We start from the raw sequence: 17,687 nt of genomic DNA, 5'->3' as shown, positions 1-17,687 counted from the left end.
TTCGTTAAACGATTTAAAAGTAGGCGATCAGTACAACCGTTGCCTGGGGTTAGCAATAGAAGGGGCCAGTGAAAGTTAAATGGCTTCCAGCAGCAGTTTCGCTTCACCGCCCAACTCGATCTGGTCGCCGGGTGATAGCGTATAGCCAACGCCGGGTAGGTCGGCGCGTTCAACGGTGTCGTCGGCGCGGAGGATTTTGGTTTTGTTGCCATTGGCAGGCAGGCCACCCGCATCGGCCATGAGTCGATACCGGCGGGCTTCGGCGTCGTAGCGGATCGTCGCATGCTGTCGGCTGACGCTCTGGTTCGGTTCGCCACGTGTAGCGTCGAAACCGGGTTCGCCCGAATCAAAAAAAGCAATATCGTTGGTTCTGACGCGCCCCGATGCTGTTTCGACGGTGCGACCCCGACCAATACGAAACTCGGTTTGCTGCGCCGGATCGAGCACATAAATGGTTTGCGTGGTCTGACCCGTAAGCGTTCGGATACGGATCTGAAGCGGTTTGCTCGTGGATGGACGAATCACTTCCAGCCCGAGATTACCCTTCTGATAGGTGCAGTTGGCAGGCAGTTCATCGCGAACGAACTGCCAGCTAAATGTCCAGTTAGGGGCGAGCTTAATATACTGATCGGCGAGGTGGCGGCTCAGTTCGTCCTGGAAATGCCCCGGTTGGGTGGCATAGAGCGCCACGGACATCCGGTCTTCTTCGGCCGTATCAGCGCAACGTACCCAGAGTTTCAGGCCCGTGGGCAGCCCGTCTTTTTCGTTGGAGTAAGCGGCCAGTTTTTCCACCATGAACCGATACAACTGCTCGCGCTGGCGGGGTGTTGTTGGCATCCCCGACGGGTTGGGCGCAGGTACGTTCGTTACCGGTGCGGGTGGCTGGGCATCGGCTGGGTACGTTCCCAGTCCGAAAAGCTGCTTTAAGTTGTCGATGAAAGCCATTGTTTGGAGAATAACCCATTGATAATTGTTCATTGATAACCATTAACTGTCAAAAGCTTCCCAGGTAGCCTCTTTCTTTTAAGATGGGGGCGATGAGGGTGTTGGCTAATTTAACGGCGTCGGCGGAGGATTCGCCTAGTTCGATGCGGACGCAGGTGACCGTATGTGAGCGGCCGTTGGGCGTTGGGGCGAAGAAGACGTACCAGCCATCGTTCTGTTTCTCCCCCATAACGATCCGTTCGGGCGTGCCGGTTTTACCCGCCACTTTGCTGATGCTGATTTTCGCCCGCCCGCCCGGATTCGATTGCTCGATCATGAAGTCGCGAAGGAGATCGGCGGCGGGTTTCTGGGTCAAGGCCACACCAGCGGCAACAGGCACAGCCTTGCCGCCCCGTTTCAGCACGTACCGCGACGGTTGCATCACGCCACCATTGGCTACGGCACCCGCCATGCGGGCCAGTCCAGCGGGGGTGGTGGTGAGTTGACCCTGTCCCCAGGCCAGCCCCGAAAATTCGCTCCGGTACCGGCGGGGGTAGATCAGGCTCTTGTACAGATTGCGCCGGACAACGAACGAGGAATCGTGCCAGTGTTTCAAAATGCGCGCTTCGTCGGTGGCCGTGCGGGTATCGGCAAACGAGTAGCCACCCACGTAATCGACGTTCATACCAGTGGCCAGATACAGCTTAGCCATCTCATTATCAAGCGAATATTCATTGGCAATGCGAATGAAATACACATTGCTGGACCGAACAATGGCCTGGCGCATATCGACCCGCCCACCGCAGGGTTCGCTCTCGGTTTTGCCCCGCCGGATAATTTCGCCGCAACTGATCGGGAACGTGACCTCGGCGGCTGCCATGCCCAGTTTGTTCAGTGCGGCGGTAGCGGTCATGATCTTGGCCGTTGAGCCGGGGGCGGTTGGGTATGTTAAAGCCGGGTCGCGCTCGGTGGTCAGGTAAGGGAGTTTCATCCGTTCGCGGTCGGGGAGGGCCAGTTCGTCGGGGCGTTGCAGGTTTGGCAGGGGGTGCATCGCCGACGCCAGCAGTTCACCCGTGGCCGCATCAAGCACCGCGACCGACAGGCGTTTGTCGGCATAATCGGACTGGGCCAGTGCTTTCTGGATAGACACCTGTAGGGCGGCGTCGATGCTCAGGTGCAGATCGCGGTTCCGGTTTTTGTGTTCTTCCACCACGCGCCCATCCACACCGGAGCGTACGGCTGGTGCCAGTTCGCGGTAGTCGTAGAGGGGAAGCGTCAGGGCGCGGTCAATGGCGGGCGTAAACCGGTCGGCCCGGTAGCGGGTGGTCAGCAGCGTATTCTGGCGGGGGTGATTATCGAAACCGCGCAGGTCACTGAGGTGTGCCGCTTCGGCGAAATACCCGTTTTGCTGGCCCCAGAACAAACGCGTATTGGCATCACCAACCATGTAAAAGAGTTGTTCGCCAAACGGATAAAACCGGTGTACTCGTTTCGTTGTCAGTTTGTTGAGTGCATTTGGCTCAAGTCCTGCCTGTCGTAGTTGCGGTGCGTTCCGACGGACCGAATCGGGGGAACTGGTGGCCAGTATACGTCCGGCGCGGTCATACAACGTACCTGCGGCGAGGGCGTCGGTGATGCGGTTGATGCGTGGATTGTAGCTGTACACGGGCAGGCCGTCGCGGCTGAGCACGCGGCTGGGCCGGACAATATAGTCGGTCCAGTTAAGGAGCGAAACCTCACCGGCGCGACCCACCAGCACCAGTGAGCCGATGAGAAATCCAGCGATCCCGGTGGCCAGAACGGGGTCGTAGTGTTTATCCAGGTACGTATGCTGCACGGCCTCACCGGGGTGGCTGGCGATAGAGAAAACCACGCCCATAGCCGTCATGTTGATAATGAGCGACACGTTTCCGTAACTCAGAAAAGGTACGGATATGCCTGTCAGCGGCACCAGCCCGAGCGAACCGCCCGCAATGAGCAGGAACTGAACACCGGTAGCCAGCGCAATACCTGCGCAGAGGTAAAAGCTGAACGGCTGCCCCGACCGCCGCGCATGCAGTAGAATTCGATGCAGCAGCATAAACAGTAACAGGCAAACCGACACCAGGCCCACCCAGCCCAGTTCTTCGGTTAAACTGGGCAGAATCATGTCGGTATGGGCAGCGGGCATTGCCGTGGCGAATCCTTTGCCCAACCCCTGCCCGGTCCAGCCGCCGGTGGCGAGGGTCCAGAAGCTATGGGCCAGGTGGTCGCCGCCATAGACGTCGTTATTCCAGGGGCTGAGCCACATGGCTTTACGATCGGCCAGCCGGTCGCCAACAACGGGAATCTGATCACCGAAGGCGAAGGCCGCCAGTACCAGTACCAGCAATACCGGGCCTTCGGCCAGTAAGGCCAGCCAGCCGGTGGTAGTGGCGGTTCGGGCGTGGCCTTTCCAGACCAGCAGGCCGATGGCACCAGCCAGCCCAACGAGCGTGGCGGGCAGGCCGGGGAGCAACCATAACGCCAGTCCGTAGATCAGGCCGGCAAACAAAGTGATGCCCAGGGTTTGGCGGGCAATGGTGTAGAAAAGAAGAAAGGTAAAGCCAATAACCAGTGCTGGACCCATATCGCCCAACAGCAGATATAGCCCCATCAGCACGCCCGTTCCGAGGAATACGCCAATGCTGACACGCCAGCGCCAGCGCAGGTCGGGCAGGGTGCGGAGTTGCTCTTCGTTGGCCGCAAAAAAGCCCGCCAGAAACAGCAGCATCAGGTATTTGGTCAGTTCGCTGGGTTGAAAGAGCAGGCCGCCAACACGCAGGTTCACCCGAACGCCGCTACCTTCCGGCCCGGTGCCAAACGCCAGCGTGAGACCCGCCAGTCCGAAAGCGAGCAGGAGCCAGGTCCAGCCGGTAAGACGAAACGTAGATTTTCGGCGGAAGTTCGCCAGCGGATCAAACCACCAGCGGGTGTAAAATTTGCCGATGTTGAGTTGCGAAACGATCGTTAACCCGAGCAGTCCCAGCCCAACGCCAAGCACCGCCTGACTGCCGTAAAACGTATCCTGCAACGGGTCCTGAATAGCCAGCAGCGTTAGTACGGAAATGCCCGTCAGTAGCATCAGAATGGGTAACAGGAGCGGATCGGGCTGAAAACGGCGCATCGTCCAGACCAGGTGAACGGCCCAGAACGCGAGCAGAAACAGACTGGCCTGGAGCCAGAACGCCAGCCGGAACTGGCCCGGCGTACGCACCGTCAGGGCGTGGTCGCTTTTCAACTGACCGTAGGCCAGCGGACCAATAAGCCGAAGGGTGTGCGGACGGGCCGTAAACGTGTAGTCGACCGACTGAGCGAGCGTTGCCGAACCCCGCCGACTGCCAAATTCGAAGCCGGGCTTCAAGGGCAACACGCTGTAGGCGCCGTCGGCTTGCAGACCGGCAAACGCAAACCGACCATCGGCGCCGGTGCGGGCGTAGGTGACGTCTTCAGGTGCGTCGTTGGCCGGGTCACGGTTGGGGCGATGTTGCTTTAGCTGAACCAGCACGTCGGCCATTGGTCGGGCATCGGGCGACGCATCGACGATCTGACCGGCCAGTTGCAGGCCACCGGTCCCAACCAGGGCTGGGTACGTTCGGGGGCGGGTCAACTCGGTGTTGTACAGCACCGAATCAAATCCGATCTGCTGGCGCGATGCACGGAGTCGGCTTTGAAAATCGGCACCGCCAATCCGGCTTTGCCAGGGTACGGGCGTTCGGATGGCAAAGGTCCGTTTATTAATAGCTCCCAGGTTATCGGGCGTGCCGTTCTGCGTTAGTTTGGCCCGGAGCGAGTCAGTAATCAGGTCAATATCGCGGGGGTCGGTGAGGTAATTTCCCTGCCTGAGTAGTCGTTGTAGGGGTTCTGCGCGGAGGCCCGGTTGTAGATTTAGTTTAAGGCCGGCGGTATAGTCCTGTTCAGCGGCACTAAGCAAGGGCTGCCGGTTCACATACAGCCGCGTGAAGAGCAGCAGGAGCAAGGCCGTTGCTACCAGTAAGTATCCGCGTTCTGAAGCAAGTAATTTCATGGGGGCAGTCGGTACGTTGAGGCGGGTAAGGAGTGGGCTTACTCTGTGCTGTCTGGTGGCATGGTCGCTGTTGAATCGACCGGGGCTTGCTGTCGTGCGCTGGTGTCGGCCGGGGTTTGCTGAACAGGTTCGGTGCCCGTTTGCTCGTCAGTAGTTTCTTCCGATGGTGCTTCTTCGACCGGAGTCATCCGCGTCGAATCGCCGTCGATCTGTACCGTACCGGGTTGCATCAGCATGGTCGAATCGATTGGCGTTGTTGAGGCGGCCGGTGTTTCCCGATCGGTATACATGTATAGACCCGCGGCTAGCCCGATGGCTACCACAATGCCCTCAATGCCCCACCAGGTAGCCCGGCTTAGACCCGCTTCCTGGTCAGGTACGTTGTCGGTTTCGTAAGAAAATTCATCGGTTGCCGCTACTGGCCCCGCTGTTGTCTGGCCGTACGATACGGGTACAGGTTGCCCCAGTCGGTTGGCCTTCAACTGCTCTACCCGGCTCTGTTCAAGCAGTAATTCTACCTGATCGGGATCACGCAGGCGGTCGGTCGGGTTGCGGGTGAGGAGACTCATCAGTAACGTACCCAGACTGGGTGGCAGCGGCTGTCCAGACGGGAGCACGGGCCTGGGGATGGGCGCGGTCAGGACCTGGTTCATGAACCCACCGAGGCCGTTTTCGTGATGCAGCACAAAGGGAACATGACCAGTGATGCATTCGTAGAGAACGACTCCAAGTGCATAGTAGTCAGCGGCTTCGTCGACCTGGCGCGGGTTGTCAAACTGTTCGGGGGCCGCGTATTCGTAGGTCATCAGCGATTGCCCGGTGCGGGTGCGGGTAGTGTCGTCGGCGCGGAGTTTGGCAATACCGAAATCAGTGAGCAGGAAGTGAAGTTCGCCACTGACCAACCGGCGATAGAGTACGTTTTCCGGCTTCACATCGCGGTGAATGACGTGCAGCGGATGCATGGCCCTGAAGGCTTCCGTCAACTGCAACCCGAGCCGAATTGTGGTGGGTACGTCCAGATGGCCTGCCTGCCGGAGCAGGCTGCGCAGATCGCCGCCTTCCACAAAATCCATCACCACATAGGGCATCGCGGCCCCTAACTGCACGTCGCGCACCCTAACCACGTTGGGGTGGTTGATCTGCGTCATGATCTGCGATTCGCGTTCAAACCGCTGGAGAGTCTCGGCATCAGTGGCGAAGGCGTATTGCTTGATGGCAACGATGTCGCCGCTGAGTACATGGCGGGCTTTCAGCACCCGTGTATTGCCCCGGCCCAGTTCGGCCAGCACTTCGTAATCGGGGAGGTGTGTGTTGAAACTGACTGTTGGCATTGATGGTCAGTGGGTTTGGGCGCTAGTGGCAGCGAGACTATCAGGAGTTACAGCGTCGGCCCGCATCACGTCGGCACTGAACCGGGTACCACGTGGACTGTCGGGGGCTTTGCGAACGATGGTCGCGTTAGGACCGAGTTGATTGAAATACATGATGGTTGATTTATAGAGATCGCCACTCTCTTTGATGTACCTCACCCGAACGGCAACGGATGAAAAAGTGATCGACGACGGATTTCTCAACTGCACATTCAGCCCGGTGATTCCTCCGAACAGGCCACTTTTTCCGCCAAAGGTTTCAACCTCAAGCTGTTTGGTTGCCGTAGCGGCGTCTTCCTCAAACCGGCGGCGGGCTGCTTCGGCGCGCTCACGCCTGGCAATGGCCGACAGTTGCCCGATACTGGCTACCGTGTCGGTGGCCGTTGGCGTCTCTGTCGGTTCATCGGTTAACGTCGGTTCCGGGTTATCGGTATTATTTTCCTGTTTTACGGCTGTTTGTTTAGCGGGCGACACAGTTCCAGGTACGTTCCGATTGAAAAACCAGTAAGCACCCAGGCTGGCGAGCAGCAACGTACCTACCAGCACCGCAATGGGGACTAAGCTACGCCGCCGACGGGCCGCACTCCGATCTGCTGGCTTTTTTACCGGCTCATGGGCTGGTTCTGATTCACCAGACCGGCGAGAAACGGGCGTTTCGGCCGATCGAAACGGTTGCGTACGAGTAGCTACAGGCGGCGTAACGAGCGCTGGTGGGCCGTTTTCGTAATACAACTGCTCTACTTCGGCCTGTTTCAGTGCCAGCCGTACCCCATCGGGATTATGAATGCGTTCGGTCGGATTTTTGATCAGTAATTCCTTTATCAGCGTCGTTAAACTGCCCGGAATGGGCTGGTTGGACGTCAGCACCGGGGTCGGTGGCGGTGTGGTCAGAACGGCGTTCATGAAGGTGACAATCCCGGTCTCGCCCCGCATGGCAAAGGGCACTTTCCCCGTCAGGCATTCGTAAAAAACAACGCCAAGGGCATAATAATCAACGGCTTCGCTGACGTTGCGCGGGTTGTCGAACTGTTCGGGAGCCGCGTATTCGTAGGTCATCAGCGACTGACCCGTCATGGTCACCGGCTGTTCGTGGAGGCGGGCCACGCCGAAATCGGTCAGCAGAAAATGAAGTTCACCACTCGCCAGGCGGTGATAGAGGATATTCTCCGGTTTCACATCGCGGTGAATGATGCCCTGCGCGTGAATCTGCCGGAAGGCGTTCAGGATCTGTAACCCCAGGCGAATGGTCAACTCAACAGAGAGGCAACCCTGTTCAGTGATAAGTTGCCGCACATTTCCCCCCTCAATGTAGTCCAGTACGATGTACGGTAGATCGGCATTCAACCGTACTTCACGCACCCGGACAATATTTGGGTGCGCCATCCGGGTCATGATCTCCGATTCGCGCTCGAAACGACGCAGTGTATCGGCGTCGGTATTAAGTGCAAAATGTTTGATCGCTACGAGGTCGCCCGTGGCGATGTGCCGGGCTTTCAAGACACGGGCATTGCTGCGGCCGATCTCCCCAAGTACGTCATAGCCCGGAAAATTCGTATTAAAACTAACTGTTGGCATGGTTTACCGCGTTCTGCGGATTGTGTCGGGTTGAGTAATTGCACTATTGATGCCAGACGTAGCAGGCGGCACGGTGATGGTTGAACTAGCCGTAGAATCGAGGGCTGCGGGTTGCGCCGACTGCACGGTTTTGGGCACGGGAGCCCGCTGCCAAAGCAGATAACCCAGGCTAGCTACCAGCAACATACCTAAAACGAATACCCAACGTTTCCAGGTACGTTGCGGCGGTACAACTACTTGTTGAACCGGTTTTCTGGTTACCAGATCGGGCGGCGGATCACTGGTGCGGACTGGCTGCCGGGGCACTTCGTCAGTGACGCCGGTCGGGGCCGGATGCCGGGACAGCACGACCGTGATATTGTCCTGCCCGCCTTTTTCATTGGCCTGGCGGATGAGTTCTGTAAGCTGCTCCTCAACGGTGAGGGGGCTGAGCAGCACAGTTGTTACCTCGGCGCGGGTGAGCATGTCGGTGAGTCCGTCGCTACAGAGCAACAGAACATCGCCGGGCAGAAAATCGGTTTCCCCGGATTCCAGAAAATCAGGATCATCGACGCGATGCTTGACCGAGCCAACATCGCGAAGGATTTCGTTCCGGCGGGGGTGCCGCATGGCTTCGCGCTCGGTGAGTTGGTTCGCGTCTTCCCGAACGCCAACCAGCGAATGGTCGTGCGTTAATTTTTCCAGTTGCTGTTGCCGGAGGCGGTACAGGCGCGTGTCGCCCACATGCACATACAACACTTTATTGGTTTCAGCATCGGCAACGGCCGCTGTGAGCACGCAGCACATCCGGCTCAGTGCCGGGTTTTCCTGTTTTTGCCTGACAATCTGGTTGTTGGCGTATACGGCGGCTTCGCGCAGCATGGTGAGCGTATCACCCGTTTGGCTGGCCATGTACTGGACAATCGACTCTTTGGCCAGCGCCGCCGCCTGAGCACCACCCGCATACCCGCCAACTCCGTCAATGACGACCAGCAGGGCGCTTTGTGCCGACCAGAGCGGTTGACTGATAAATGTGTCCTGATTATCCTGCCTGGACCGACCAACATCCGTCTGTCCGGCACTATGCATGGTACTATTCATTCGCTGCGCGTCATTAAGTGGTCATTGGGCTGCGCTGTCATTAAGTGGTCATTCGTGGTTTACTACAAATGACAATCAATGACCACTTAATGACAGCGCAGCCCAATGACATTTATTTATCTGGGAAGGTTACGGAAGTGCCTCAACATAAGCAGTATAACAAAGGCACACAATAATAGGGCCGTTACCAGGTCGAACATGGCCTACAGGTTGCTTTGAAAGGTGAGTGTCACAACGCCATTGAGCAGAATCTGCGACGAACCCGGTAACTCAACCCAGTTTGGATTGCCCGGTTCGCTGCGTTCCACCACCTGTTCGTTCAGCCGGGTTTCGTGGCGGCTAAACGACGCCAACTGAAACTGACCGCTCGCCGCATCGTGCCGAATTCGGGCGTGCGGGTTGGAAACGTAGGGCGACGTCAGGCGTATGTAGTTAGGAAACAGTTCGTTATCAGGTTCCCGGCGGGCAATCACTATCTCCCGATCTTTCATCCAGTACGTTTCCTCGACGTTCTGATCGGCCATATAGCAATCTATTCGGGCCAGGGCATCGGGGCGGATCGGGCTGGGTGCGGGCTGGGCAGGCGGAGCGGCCACCGCTGGTTGGGCAACCGGCTCAGCGGGCGTCGCATCGGCCACCGGTGGAGCCAGAATAGCCGGGTCGATCCGAACGGCGAAGGCCCCTGATTCGCGAAAGTCGATCTGACTGAAGGCGGGCAGGTTAAGGTCCAGCTTTTCGTAGACGTTCGTGTTTTTTACTTTTCGGGTGGCCTTCAGGTTTACGCTACCTGCTTTGGGGCTGCTGACGCTGTCGTTTTCGAGCGAGGCACCCGTGAGGGAGCCAATTACTTCCACGTCGGCGGGGCTGATCGGCTTCCCGTCAAACTCCGTGCCGGGCCCGAATTTGAAATGCCAGTGCGACGCCACCGTCACGATCCGGTTTGGTTCGTGGTTACGCTGTTTGAGCCGTTCGTTGAATGCCGTGACGGCTTCGTTGACAATAACGGGCAGGGCTGCCAGCCGTTCGGCATAGCTAGATGGATGCAGGATAATGACGTAATGCGCATCGAAGAGCAGGCTTGTGCCAATGCTTTCCCGGTTCAGCGACGTGTCGAAGCAACGGATCAACTCCTGTAGAATCTGCTCGTTTGATACCGTGCGCGGCGTAGTCACCTGTCGCCTGGGCACTAGCAGGTTACCTAACTGATCCCAGAACGTAGTGGGTGTTTTTTCCATTTTTCTTATAACGGACAGATCGGTTTGTCATGCATGAATCAACCGGGGAACAGCGGTTAAGTTTTTGAACGGAAGCGACCCGGCAAATCAGTGAATAAGATCGTTTGTGTATAACTGGTTGATAGCCAGTTTCTCTGTTTCCAGTTCATGCGCGTAGAGCCAGTCGACGAAGCGTTGAATCCGGCTGGCGTCCATCTTGCCCCAACTCCCCTCATCGCCGTAGTAGCCAGCCGTATAGGCCTGACTTTTTACCAGGTCGATCGCTTGAATGTCGCGCTCAGGTACGTACTTGGTCAGGATAGTAACTGCGGCCTGAGGGTTTTCGATGGCGTGGAGAAATCCTTTTTTTGTAGCGTTGACAAACGCTCCACAGACCGCCCGATTCTGCTCGATAGCCTGGCGGGTGGCCACGATAACGGGCGAATACGCGTAGGGAATCTGGTAATCGGCCAGACGGAATCGGGTCAACTCAACCCCCGATGTGTCGGCTTCGACGCCTTCCCAGTTGTCGAAAATCCAGGTCGAGTCGGCGGCGTTGGTCAGGAGTGTGTTCCAGATGCCCAGTTTTTCGGGATAAACAACCTGCACATTTCCGGTGCCACCATCACTGATGATCATCTGCTTGATGATCGAATCTTCATACCTGGCTCTATACGAAGCATAGGTACGTCCGTCCAGTTCTTTTGGCCGTGTGATGGCGCTGGAACGGAGGGCCACAATGGCACTAATATCTTCCTGCAACAGGGCCGCAATAGCCTGCACAGGTACGTTGTTTTTCTTGGTGTGCAAACTGATGACACTCTCGAACGGAGCCAGCGCAAAATCGGCCAGGCCCAGTTCAAGCTTTTTGGCGGGCGTCATTTCGTAGTTATCCTGGTCGGGTGTGATCAGGGTAAGCTCAAGGTCGACGTCGGCGTAGAAACCCAGTTCCCGGGCTACATAAAAGCCGGTATGGTTGGTATTGGCTGTCCAGTCGAGGGCAATGCGTACGTGCTGCATGCGTAAATTGAGGTAAGGTTAAAGGTTGGAAAGCGAACGATAAATCGATTCGACAACGCGATGGGGCGTCATTTTTTACCAAGATATAAGGCTTTAAACGCATTATAGACGCTTTGATGGCTTACCGTGGCGTGGGTTTCGTTGGGCAGGTAATCGAAGAAGACCCGCGTGGTTGGGCCGCCGTAGGTCGTCAGCATATCGGCCAGTGCTTTTGCATCCTTGTACATAATAACGTCTTCGGCCCGGTTGCAGGCGCTGACGTAGACACTTACTTTTTTTGTGGTATTCGCCTTCAATAGACCTGGTCCGTCGGTCAACAGCGATTCCTGCCCCCACCACAGGCTAGGGGCAATGATCACGTAGTTATCGAACAGAGCTGGTTTCTTCAACAGTATTTCGGTGACCAGCAGACCCGCCATCGATTCGCCGATGATGGTTTTCGAGGCAGTAGTTTTGTAACGTTTTTCGATAAATGGCTGCACTTCTTTCTCAATAAAGTCGATGTAAGCCCCGGAACCGCCATAAGCTGGAAACAGCTTCTTCGCGAAACCTACCCGGGCGAGAAAGTCCAGGTTGGGCACGGCAAAAGTGAAATCGCGCCGCCGGTTCACATTCGCCAGGCCAACCACGATAGAGGGCGGAAACCGGGCGACCCAGGGTGTTGTGAAGTAGCTGACCAGGCCAACAATGTGTACGAAATCTTCGTCGGCACCCCCATCGGGCAAATAAATGACTGGATATCGGGTGGCCGAATCGGGCGAGTAGCCATCTGGCAGGTAGATGTTGAGCACCCGTTTTTCGTGTAGACTGACAGACTGAATCGAATCAACGATGCCCAGGATAAAAGGAGTAGGCTGGCTAGCTCGTTTTCCCTGCCCAACAGACGGGCTAATTGCCAGTATACTCAGCACAGAAAGAAGGTGTAAGACTCTGATCATAAATGGGTTGCGCGGTGAGAGGAATATGGTTGCGTTTATGCGTTCCTGGGTTTATCGGGTCAGTTACGCCCTACCCTGGAGACAGGACGAAGCTGATCTGATAAACCCAGGATGAATATGATTGTCCAGCCGATGGTTCTGATCCAGTTGGTATCAACCAGGCGGGTGAGGGTGCCGCTGGCTGTGTCGCCAGCGGCAATGGCGTTGTGGATGGGTACGGATATGAAAGCCGTAGCGGCCCACATCAGTCCCACGATCAGGGCCGATAGCCGTGTATGCCACGAGGGGTACAGGTACGTTTCGCGGCCCACCAGCCCAACCTGAGCGAGCATAAGCGGACCCACAATGAGCGTGATGAGGTGGCTGTATTGGGGATGCCAACTGGCCAGTTGGACCGGACTGTAGTGCGTAAAGCCCGGATAGATGATCAACTGGACCAGCCAGATCAGCGCCACAAGGCCAAAATCGACCAGGTTACGGGGAGTAAACGCCATGCTTATTTACTCCGCTACCGGGCCGTATTTGGCGTCACGGATGGCTTGCCATTCACGGGCGGTGCCCCCGTTGCTGAAGTGGTCATCTTCGTCCTGAATTTCCTGATCCCAGCTATAGACGGTTGTATACTGCCCGGCGGCCATCAAGTCGAGTTGTATGGTGTTGGCGCGGGGCTGCCCGTCGGTTTTGCGAAGTTGATACAGGGTCTGAACGGCTTCGGTCACCTCATCCGGGAAGTCGGTGGAGAGGGGTTGTGGTTCGCCGGTCTGGTCCAGGTACGTACCCGAAAACTCGACGTCCTGCCCGTTGGTAACGAATTGGATGTTCAGTCGAGCGATGGTCCAGCCGGTGGGGAGGTGTTCCTCCATCGCGTCGATGAGCAGATCGAAGATGGCGTTTGGCTTCATGGTTTGTTGAGAACGGTTATGGCTGGATCAACCCAGGAAGCCCAAAGGTAAGCGTTTAGGCAACCTGAACGTTGACTTCGTAGTAGTCGACGGTGGGTGGTCCGGCAAAAAAAGTGCTCATTTCCTGGAGCACCTGCCGCAAAAATCCATTGGTTTCGGCACCCTGCCGGTGGGCCTCCGATTCCCAAAGGGTAACCATCAACCCTTTGTTGGTCTCAGCGTTAGTCAGGAAACGGCTGTTCTTAAATCCGTCGAGTTGTTTGAGGGCCGGGCCGACCGAGTTCTGGAAATGGGCAACTGCCTGATCAATGGTGTCGGGCTTTAAAGGCACCTGAATGACGCGTGCATACATAGCAATTTGTGAGTTAGGATGAATACTGTCAGTAATTTAGCTGGTAAGCCAATCAACGAACAGGCAATTTGGGTAGAAATAGCTTACCAGAATTGCTGGGAGAGTGGTGTATTTATTGAAAGGTTTAGTAACAATCAATGCTCAATTTGTTGCCGTAATGTTTTTTTAGTTAACCATTAACTAAGGGCAATCACCCAAACCCTTTTTTTGCCTGACTATGTGCTTGACAATGGAGGCTGGATAGTGTAACTTCTCCTGAAATGGCCCGGCTTTTGTTAGAAATCTGACTTAGTCTACAAGCCGTAATTTCCTTTAAAAGCCATTGTCTATCTAATGTATACGACTCAATCCCGGTTGCGATGGCTGTCGATTCTAGTTGGCCCCGAATTACTTTGGCTACTGATATATGGCATTGTCGTCTTGCTGGGTAGAGCAAATTACCCACCCAGCCAACTGCTAAATGATTTGCTCGAAGGCCTGTCGGTACTCATTCCGGGCGTGACGGTACTGTTATTCCTGCTCTGGTATGTTCCTGACGTCGAGAAGCGCTGGTTACTGCTGCGGGTGTGGGTTGCTACGTTATTCGGGGCGCATTTCGGCCTGGAAAAAGGCATGTCGGCCTACAGCGATCAGGGTCCCGGCATTGGTTCGGCCTATATTGCCGGTATGGTGCTTACCGTATTTGTCTTGATTGTGGGCAGCCTGTTCATCCAGATTCGGTTTCGGAGGCGGTCTTGATCCTACAGGCGATTAGTGTTTATTAGCCTGATAATGTGCCTTCAGCAGATCATCGCCAAAATCATTTCCTTTTTCGCGCCAGATGGTGTGAATATGATTTGCCTGACCACCAAACCCGCTGTTGTCGAATTCGATCAGAAACGTGGGGCCATTGATAACAAAGTAATGCCGTTCCGATTCCTGGTAGCTGCCGATCCATCCGAAATGGACGTTATCCCAGCCGACTTTTTCAATTTTGGCGTATTCAACGTCGGCTTTTCCCCGTTCGAGGTTGTGAGCGTACTCATGCACGATATACTGTAGAATCGCTTTCTGGTCTTTTGTCATGGCCGCCGCCTTAATGCCCCAGTAATCGATCAGACGTTTGTTACTACTGGCCGACGTGATGATATCTCCGGGCACCTGACTGCTCATGGTGGCCACCTTGCGCTGTTGAGCCGTGAGCGAATTAACGAGCATCAGGCCGTAATCTTCTTCCTGCCCCAGTACACGCCATCCTGCATAGGCCGAAATCTGGTATTCAGCGGGGTCGGTGCCCAGAAACATGGGGTTTACCGCCAGTTTATCGGCCGTAAACGTCAGGTTGAGGGATAGGTGATGCCCTTCTACTTTGATGGCCCAGGGAGCCGTGCCTGCGGGGTCGCCGAAGATGGCGGTGTAAAAATTCTGATGCTCCCATTTCAGCGATCGCATCTGGGTATACATTTTTTCGTTGATCTCTTTGTGGGCAAACAGCGTGTCGTAATACTGATTCAGCAGGTTATCGAGGTGCATGATGCTCGTTGTTTTCAGGTAGCCCTGCGAGCTTAATGCGGCTGAGAGAATGCGGTGGAGACGTTTGCGTTGCGGCACCGTCATCTCGCCAACGGATATACCCGCCCGTTTGGCCAGGCCCACGGGCAGATTATTCCACTGGGTACGTGCCGAATCGGTGAAGCTGACTACGGCTATTCTACGTTGGCTGGGCGTCAGTTCCCCGACAAACTGGATCACCTGTTTCCTGATGGCTCTGGCCGTAGTGTCTTGCGAAAAGCCGGATAGGGCCGGGAGGCAGCTTAACAAAAAGAAGGTAACGTACAGTCGTTTCATGAATGCGGGCGCTTAAAAGGAGCAGAGTAGCTACCCTACGAAGGCGATTCGACTTTGCAGCTACTGTTGATTGACTACCTGCCAGAAAAATTGAAAAAAGTACCTATCTTTTCAGCTACGTACCATAAACCGATTTGTAGTAAAACGAGCTACTTCTGTGGCTTCTGTCAATGATGAAGAAAAAGAATCTGGTGAGCCTGATGGTTGCGGCTGTATTTACGGTGCTCTCGGTAACGGGTCTGCTTATTTATTTCGGTCAAAGTAACCACACCATCGACCATACGCACGCGTGGTTTGGCATGCTGTTTTTCACCGCTGCCGTCTTTCACATCGTCAATAACTGGTCGTCGATTAAAGGGTATTCGACTGATCGTAAAACGGGCGGCATTAAACGGGAGCTTGTTGTTGCCCTAGCTGTAGTGGTCCTGTTTGCTGGTGGTATCTCCGCTGACCTGCCTGTTTTTAAAGACCTGGCCAACGCGGGAAAAAAGCTGTTCAGACCAGACAGACCCGAAAAACGGGGTATGGCCAAAGCCACCATCGACTCGATAGCCCGGCAGATGGCATCTGCCGTAATGGCCGTTGATGAGCAGACGATTAAATTTGATTCGACGGCTTCGCTGGCCGAGAATGTGATCATAGCGCAGGGCACCGCATCACATGCTAAACCCGACACGGGTACGTTCCGCTTCACCGAAGTATTGACTATGGACGGCAAGCAGTGGAAAGTAGCGGCTCAACAGATGGCCCCTCTGAAGTAAATTCAATGAAACCCACAACTATCTTCAGGTGGTTGTGGGTAAGCCGATGTAAAAAACCGGGCAATCGCCTGGGCGTTCACAGTTTAGTCCTGTTCGCCCAGGCGATTGCCCGGTTTTTTACTCCCGAAATACGCAACTAATTATTCCCGCGCGAGCTGCCCCGACCGCTCGAGTAACCGCCCTGAGGCTGACCACCCTGACCGCGCTGCTCCTGGGGCTGCGCATTCCCTACACGACCAGCGCCACTTTCCCGTTGTGGGGCCGGCTCCATACGATTGCCCCGATTCCACTGACCCTGAGCAGGCATTTCCTGTCGGCTGGGTTGTGGAACTGGCTGGCTTTGCTGTGTCTGGGTCATGGGCTGGTTCTGTTGCGCTTCGTAGTTGGGACGCCCATATGTTCCACCGCCGCGCGTTGGCCCATTACGTTGAGGAACTGACGTGTTTGCGTCGGTTGGCGTTGGTTGTGGGCTGGCATCGCCAGTATACGTACCTGAACCACGCGAACCTCTGCCTGAGTACCCGCCGGGGGCAGGCGTAGTTACTGCCCCGCCGTTACTTTGGCCGTTGCCGTTGTACGAACCGCCATTGCTGCGTCCAGCACCACCGCCATACGTACCTGCCGGATTCGGTGAATCGCTGCCGTTTGTGCGTGAGCCATTGTTCCCCCGGGTGTTGTCGAATGGAGCGTTGTATACCCGACTGCTGTTTCCCCGGCTATCACGAGTGCCGCGGGTCGGTTCGGGGCGATAGATGCCGATTGAATTGCTTCTGACCTCATCGCGACCGGGGCGGCCCGAATTCTCGATGCGGTACACCGGTACTGACCGACGCGTTACCCGTTCGATCTCATCGCGCTGTGGACCATAGGCGTATACCCGGTTGTTGGCCCGATACACATTGTTGATGATCGTCGTTTGCTGGTAGATAGTCACCACCCGTGGACGGGGCACATAGTAGCTGTAGATGCTAGGGCTGGTGATGTATACCTGTGGTACGAATACCCAGTAATTGGCTGGAATATTGATGTTTACGTTGATGTTCATGCCAGGACCCAGCGGTGCCCAGCCGTAGTAGCCGCCACCCGAACGCCACGACACCCAGGCTGGTCCCCAGTCGTAGCCCGGCACCCAGGCCCAACCCATACGGGGGTCCTGATACCAGCGGCCGTAGTGGAATGGCCCCCAGCCCCAGGCGTAGTCAGACACCCAGGTGTTGCCGTATTCCGTTACGACCCAGTGGCCATTGGTGGCGTATGGCTGGAAACCCTGGGGTACGTTCGGAATCCAGACGGTACCATACTGGGGTGTCTGTACCCATTGACCGTAAGGCCCCAGGTCATTGTAGAAATCCTGCGGTTGACCGCTATATTGATTATAACCCGGCTGGTTGTTGTAGCCGTTGTCATAACCCGGCTGATTGTAGCCTGGTTGGTTTTGGCCGTAGCCGGGCTGGTTGTTATAACCGGGCTGATTATAATCGGGTTGATTTTGACCATACCCTGGTTGGCCGTAGCCGGGCTGGCTGTAGGTGCCCTGTGCACACGATGTGAGAACGCCGGCCAGGCTGACGGTCAGGCCGACCAACACTATCAAATATTTACCTGCTGTTTTCATGGCCTTATCTGGGCTTGTATACAAGTTAGACCCATCTGGCAGGCAATAGTTTAGCGAGTGTCTA

Annotated in this window: 15 protein-coding genes; 2 read left to right on the top strand and 13 right to left on the bottom strand. The window is 56.0% G+C overall.

Annotation, left to right across the window (positions count from 1 at the left end):
- Positions 1 to 75 precede the first annotated feature (75 nt).
- From ACFE8Q_RS13310 to ACFE8Q_RS13260, 11 genes are all read right to left on the bottom strand, one after another.
- Positions 76 to 978 carry an FHA domain-containing protein gene (locus tag ACFE8Q_RS13310; protein ID WP_375445882.1) on the bottom strand — a complete coding sequence of 301 codons (903 nt, stop codon included), beginning with the start codon at positions 976 to 978 and terminating at the stop codon, positions 76 to 78.
- Positions 979 to 994: 16 nt separating this feature from the next.
- On the bottom strand, positions 995 to 4,969 hold the full coding sequence (locus tag ACFE8Q_RS13305) for an FtsW/RodA/SpoVE family cell cycle protein (protein ID WP_375445881.1): 3,975 nt from the start codon (positions 4,967 to 4,969) through the stop codon (positions 995 to 997).
- A gap of 38 nt (positions 4,970 to 5,007) precedes the next feature.
- The gene (locus ACFE8Q_RS13300; RefSeq protein WP_375445880.1) at positions 5,008 to 6,300 is read right to left on the bottom strand and encodes a serine/threonine-protein kinase; all 1,293 of its coding nucleotides are present in this window, start codon (positions 6,298 to 6,300) and stop codon (positions 5,008 to 5,010) included.
- Between the two features lie 6 nt (positions 6,301 to 6,306).
- Positions 6,307 to 7,914, bottom strand: a complete 1,608-nt coding sequence (locus ACFE8Q_RS13295) for a serine/threonine-protein kinase (RefSeq protein WP_375445879.1) — start codon at positions 7,912 to 7,914, stop codon at positions 6,307 to 6,309.
- 3 nt (positions 7,915 to 7,917) lie between these two features.
- On the bottom strand, positions 7,918 to 8,994 hold the full coding sequence (locus ACFE8Q_RS13290; RefSeq protein ID WP_375445878.1) for a PP2C family protein-serine/threonine phosphatase: 1,077 nt from the start codon (positions 8,992 to 8,994) through the stop codon (positions 7,918 to 7,920).
- A gap of 203 nt (positions 8,995 to 9,197) precedes the next feature.
- Positions 9,198 to 10,229 (bottom strand): FHA domain-containing protein, encoded by a 1,032-nt coding sequence (locus ACFE8Q_RS13285; protein ID WP_375445877.1) that lies wholly within the window; start codon positions 10,227 to 10,229, stop codon positions 9,198 to 9,200.
- An 87-nt stretch (positions 10,230 to 10,316) separates the two neighbouring features.
- A complete protein-coding gene (locus ACFE8Q_RS13280; RefSeq protein ID WP_375445876.1) occupies positions 10,317 to 11,228 on the bottom strand; it encodes an ABC transporter substrate-binding protein in 912 nt (303 codons plus the stop codon).
- 68 nt (positions 11,229 to 11,296) lie between these two features.
- The gene (locus tag ACFE8Q_RS13275; protein ID WP_375445875.1) at positions 11,297 to 12,166 is read right to left on the bottom strand and encodes an alpha/beta hydrolase; all 870 of its coding nucleotides are present in this window, start codon (positions 12,164 to 12,166) and stop codon (positions 11,297 to 11,299) included.
- Positions 12,167 to 12,225: 59 nt separating this feature from the next.
- Positions 12,226 to 12,660, bottom strand: coding sequence for a hypothetical protein (locus tag ACFE8Q_RS13270; RefSeq protein WP_375445874.1), 435 nt, complete (start codon positions 12,658 to 12,660; stop codon positions 12,226 to 12,228).
- A gap of 6 nt (positions 12,661 to 12,666) precedes the next feature.
- Positions 12,667 to 13,068, bottom strand: coding sequence for a hypothetical protein (locus tag ACFE8Q_RS13265; protein ID WP_375445873.1), 402 nt, complete (start codon positions 13,066 to 13,068; stop codon positions 12,667 to 12,669).
- 55 nt (positions 13,069 to 13,123) lie between these two features.
- Entirely contained in the window at positions 13,124 to 13,420 is a 297-nt protein-coding gene (locus ACFE8Q_RS13260) for an antibiotic biosynthesis monooxygenase family protein (protein ID WP_375445872.1), read from the bottom strand.
- 333 nt (positions 13,421 to 13,753) lie between these two features.
- Here ACFE8Q_RS13260 and ACFE8Q_RS13255 point away from each other — a divergent pair, with 333 nt between their 5' ends.
- Positions 13,754 to 14,158 (top strand): hypothetical protein, encoded by a 405-nt coding sequence (locus ACFE8Q_RS13255; RefSeq protein WP_375445871.1) that lies wholly within the window; start codon positions 13,754 to 13,756, stop codon positions 14,156 to 14,158.
- Positions 14,159 to 14,170: 12 nt separating this feature from the next.
- Here the strand turns inward: ACFE8Q_RS13255 and ACFE8Q_RS13250 are convergent, their stop codons facing one another.
- Entirely contained in the window at positions 14,171 to 15,247 is a 1,077-nt protein-coding gene (locus ACFE8Q_RS13250; protein ID WP_375445870.1) for a DUF3500 domain-containing protein, read from the bottom strand.
- Between the two features lie 170 nt (positions 15,248 to 15,417).
- Here ACFE8Q_RS13250 and ACFE8Q_RS13245 point away from each other — a divergent pair, with 170 nt between their 5' ends.
- On the top strand, positions 15,418 to 16,008 hold the full coding sequence (locus tag ACFE8Q_RS13245) for a DUF4405 domain-containing protein (protein WP_375445869.1): 591 nt from the start codon (positions 15,418 to 15,420) through the stop codon (positions 16,006 to 16,008).
- A 136-nt stretch (positions 16,009 to 16,144) separates the two neighbouring features.
- Here the strand turns inward: ACFE8Q_RS13245 and ACFE8Q_RS13240 are convergent, their stop codons facing one another.
- Entirely contained in the window at positions 16,145 to 17,623 is a 1,479-nt protein-coding gene (locus ACFE8Q_RS13240) for a DUF6600 domain-containing protein (RefSeq protein WP_375445868.1), read from the bottom strand.
- Positions 17,624 to 17,687: the final 64 nt, after the last annotated feature.

The organism is uncultured Fibrella sp. (assembly GCF_964250085.1).
In the GTDB taxonomy this organism is placed as follows: domain Bacteria; phylum Bacteroidota; class Bacteroidia; order Cytophagales; family Spirosomataceae; genus Fibrella.
The sequence above is the reverse complement of the archived record's forward strand: the minus strand, read 5'-3'. Positions and strand labels throughout refer to the sequence as shown.

Bases quoted from the DNA above. Each gene is read 5' to 3' on its own strand.
- ACFE8Q_RS13310 (WP_375445882.1), bottom strand. From the start codon at position 978: ATGAACAATTATCAATGGGTTATTCTCCAAACAATGGCTTTCATCGAC.
- ACFE8Q_RS13305 (WP_375445881.1), bottom strand. From the start codon at position 4,969: ATGAAATTACTTGCTTCAGAACGCGGATACTTACTGGTAGCAACGGCC.
- ACFE8Q_RS13300 (WP_375445880.1), bottom strand. From the start codon at position 6,300: ATGCCAACAGTCAGTTTCAACACACACCTCCCCGATTACGAAGTGCTG.
- ACFE8Q_RS13295 (WP_375445879.1), bottom strand. From the start codon at position 7,914: ATGCCAACAGTTAGTTTTAATACGAATTTTCCGGGCTATGACGTACTT.
- ACFE8Q_RS13290 (WP_375445878.1), bottom strand. From the start codon at position 8,994: ATGAATAGTACCATGCATAGTGCCGGACAGACGGATGTTGGTCGGTCC.
- ACFE8Q_RS13285 (WP_375445877.1), bottom strand. From the start codon at position 10,229: ATGGAAAAAACACCCACTACGTTCTGGGATCAGTTAGGTAACCTGCTA.
- ACFE8Q_RS13280 (WP_375445876.1), bottom strand. From the start codon at position 11,228: ATGCAGCACGTACGCATTGCCCTCGACTGGACAGCCAATACCAACCAT.
- ACFE8Q_RS13275 (WP_375445875.1), bottom strand. From the start codon at position 12,166: ATGATCAGAGTCTTACACCTTCTTTCTGTGCTGAGTATACTGGCAATT.
- ACFE8Q_RS13270 (WP_375445874.1), bottom strand. From the start codon at position 12,660: ATGGCGTTTACTCCCCGTAACCTGGTCGATTTTGGCCTTGTGGCGCTG.
- ACFE8Q_RS13265 (WP_375445873.1), bottom strand. From the start codon at position 13,068: ATGAAGCCAAACGCCATCTTCGATCTGCTCATCGACGCGATGGAGGAA.
- ACFE8Q_RS13260 (WP_375445872.1), bottom strand. From the start codon at position 13,420: ATGTATGCACGCGTCATTCAGGTGCCTTTAAAGCCCGACACCATTGAT.
- ACFE8Q_RS13255 (WP_375445871.1), top strand. From the start codon at position 13,754: ATGTATACGACTCAATCCCGGTTGCGATGGCTGTCGATTCTAGTTGGC.
- ACFE8Q_RS13250 (WP_375445870.1), bottom strand. From the start codon at position 15,247: ATGAAACGACTGTACGTTACCTTCTTTTTGTTAAGCTGCCTCCCGGCC.
- ACFE8Q_RS13245 (WP_375445869.1), top strand. From the start codon at position 15,418: ATGATGAAGAAAAAGAATCTGGTGAGCCTGATGGTTGCGGCTGTATTT.
- ACFE8Q_RS13240 (WP_375445868.1), bottom strand. From the start codon at position 17,623: ATGAAAACAGCAGGTAAATATTTGATAGTGTTGGTCGGCCTGACCGTC.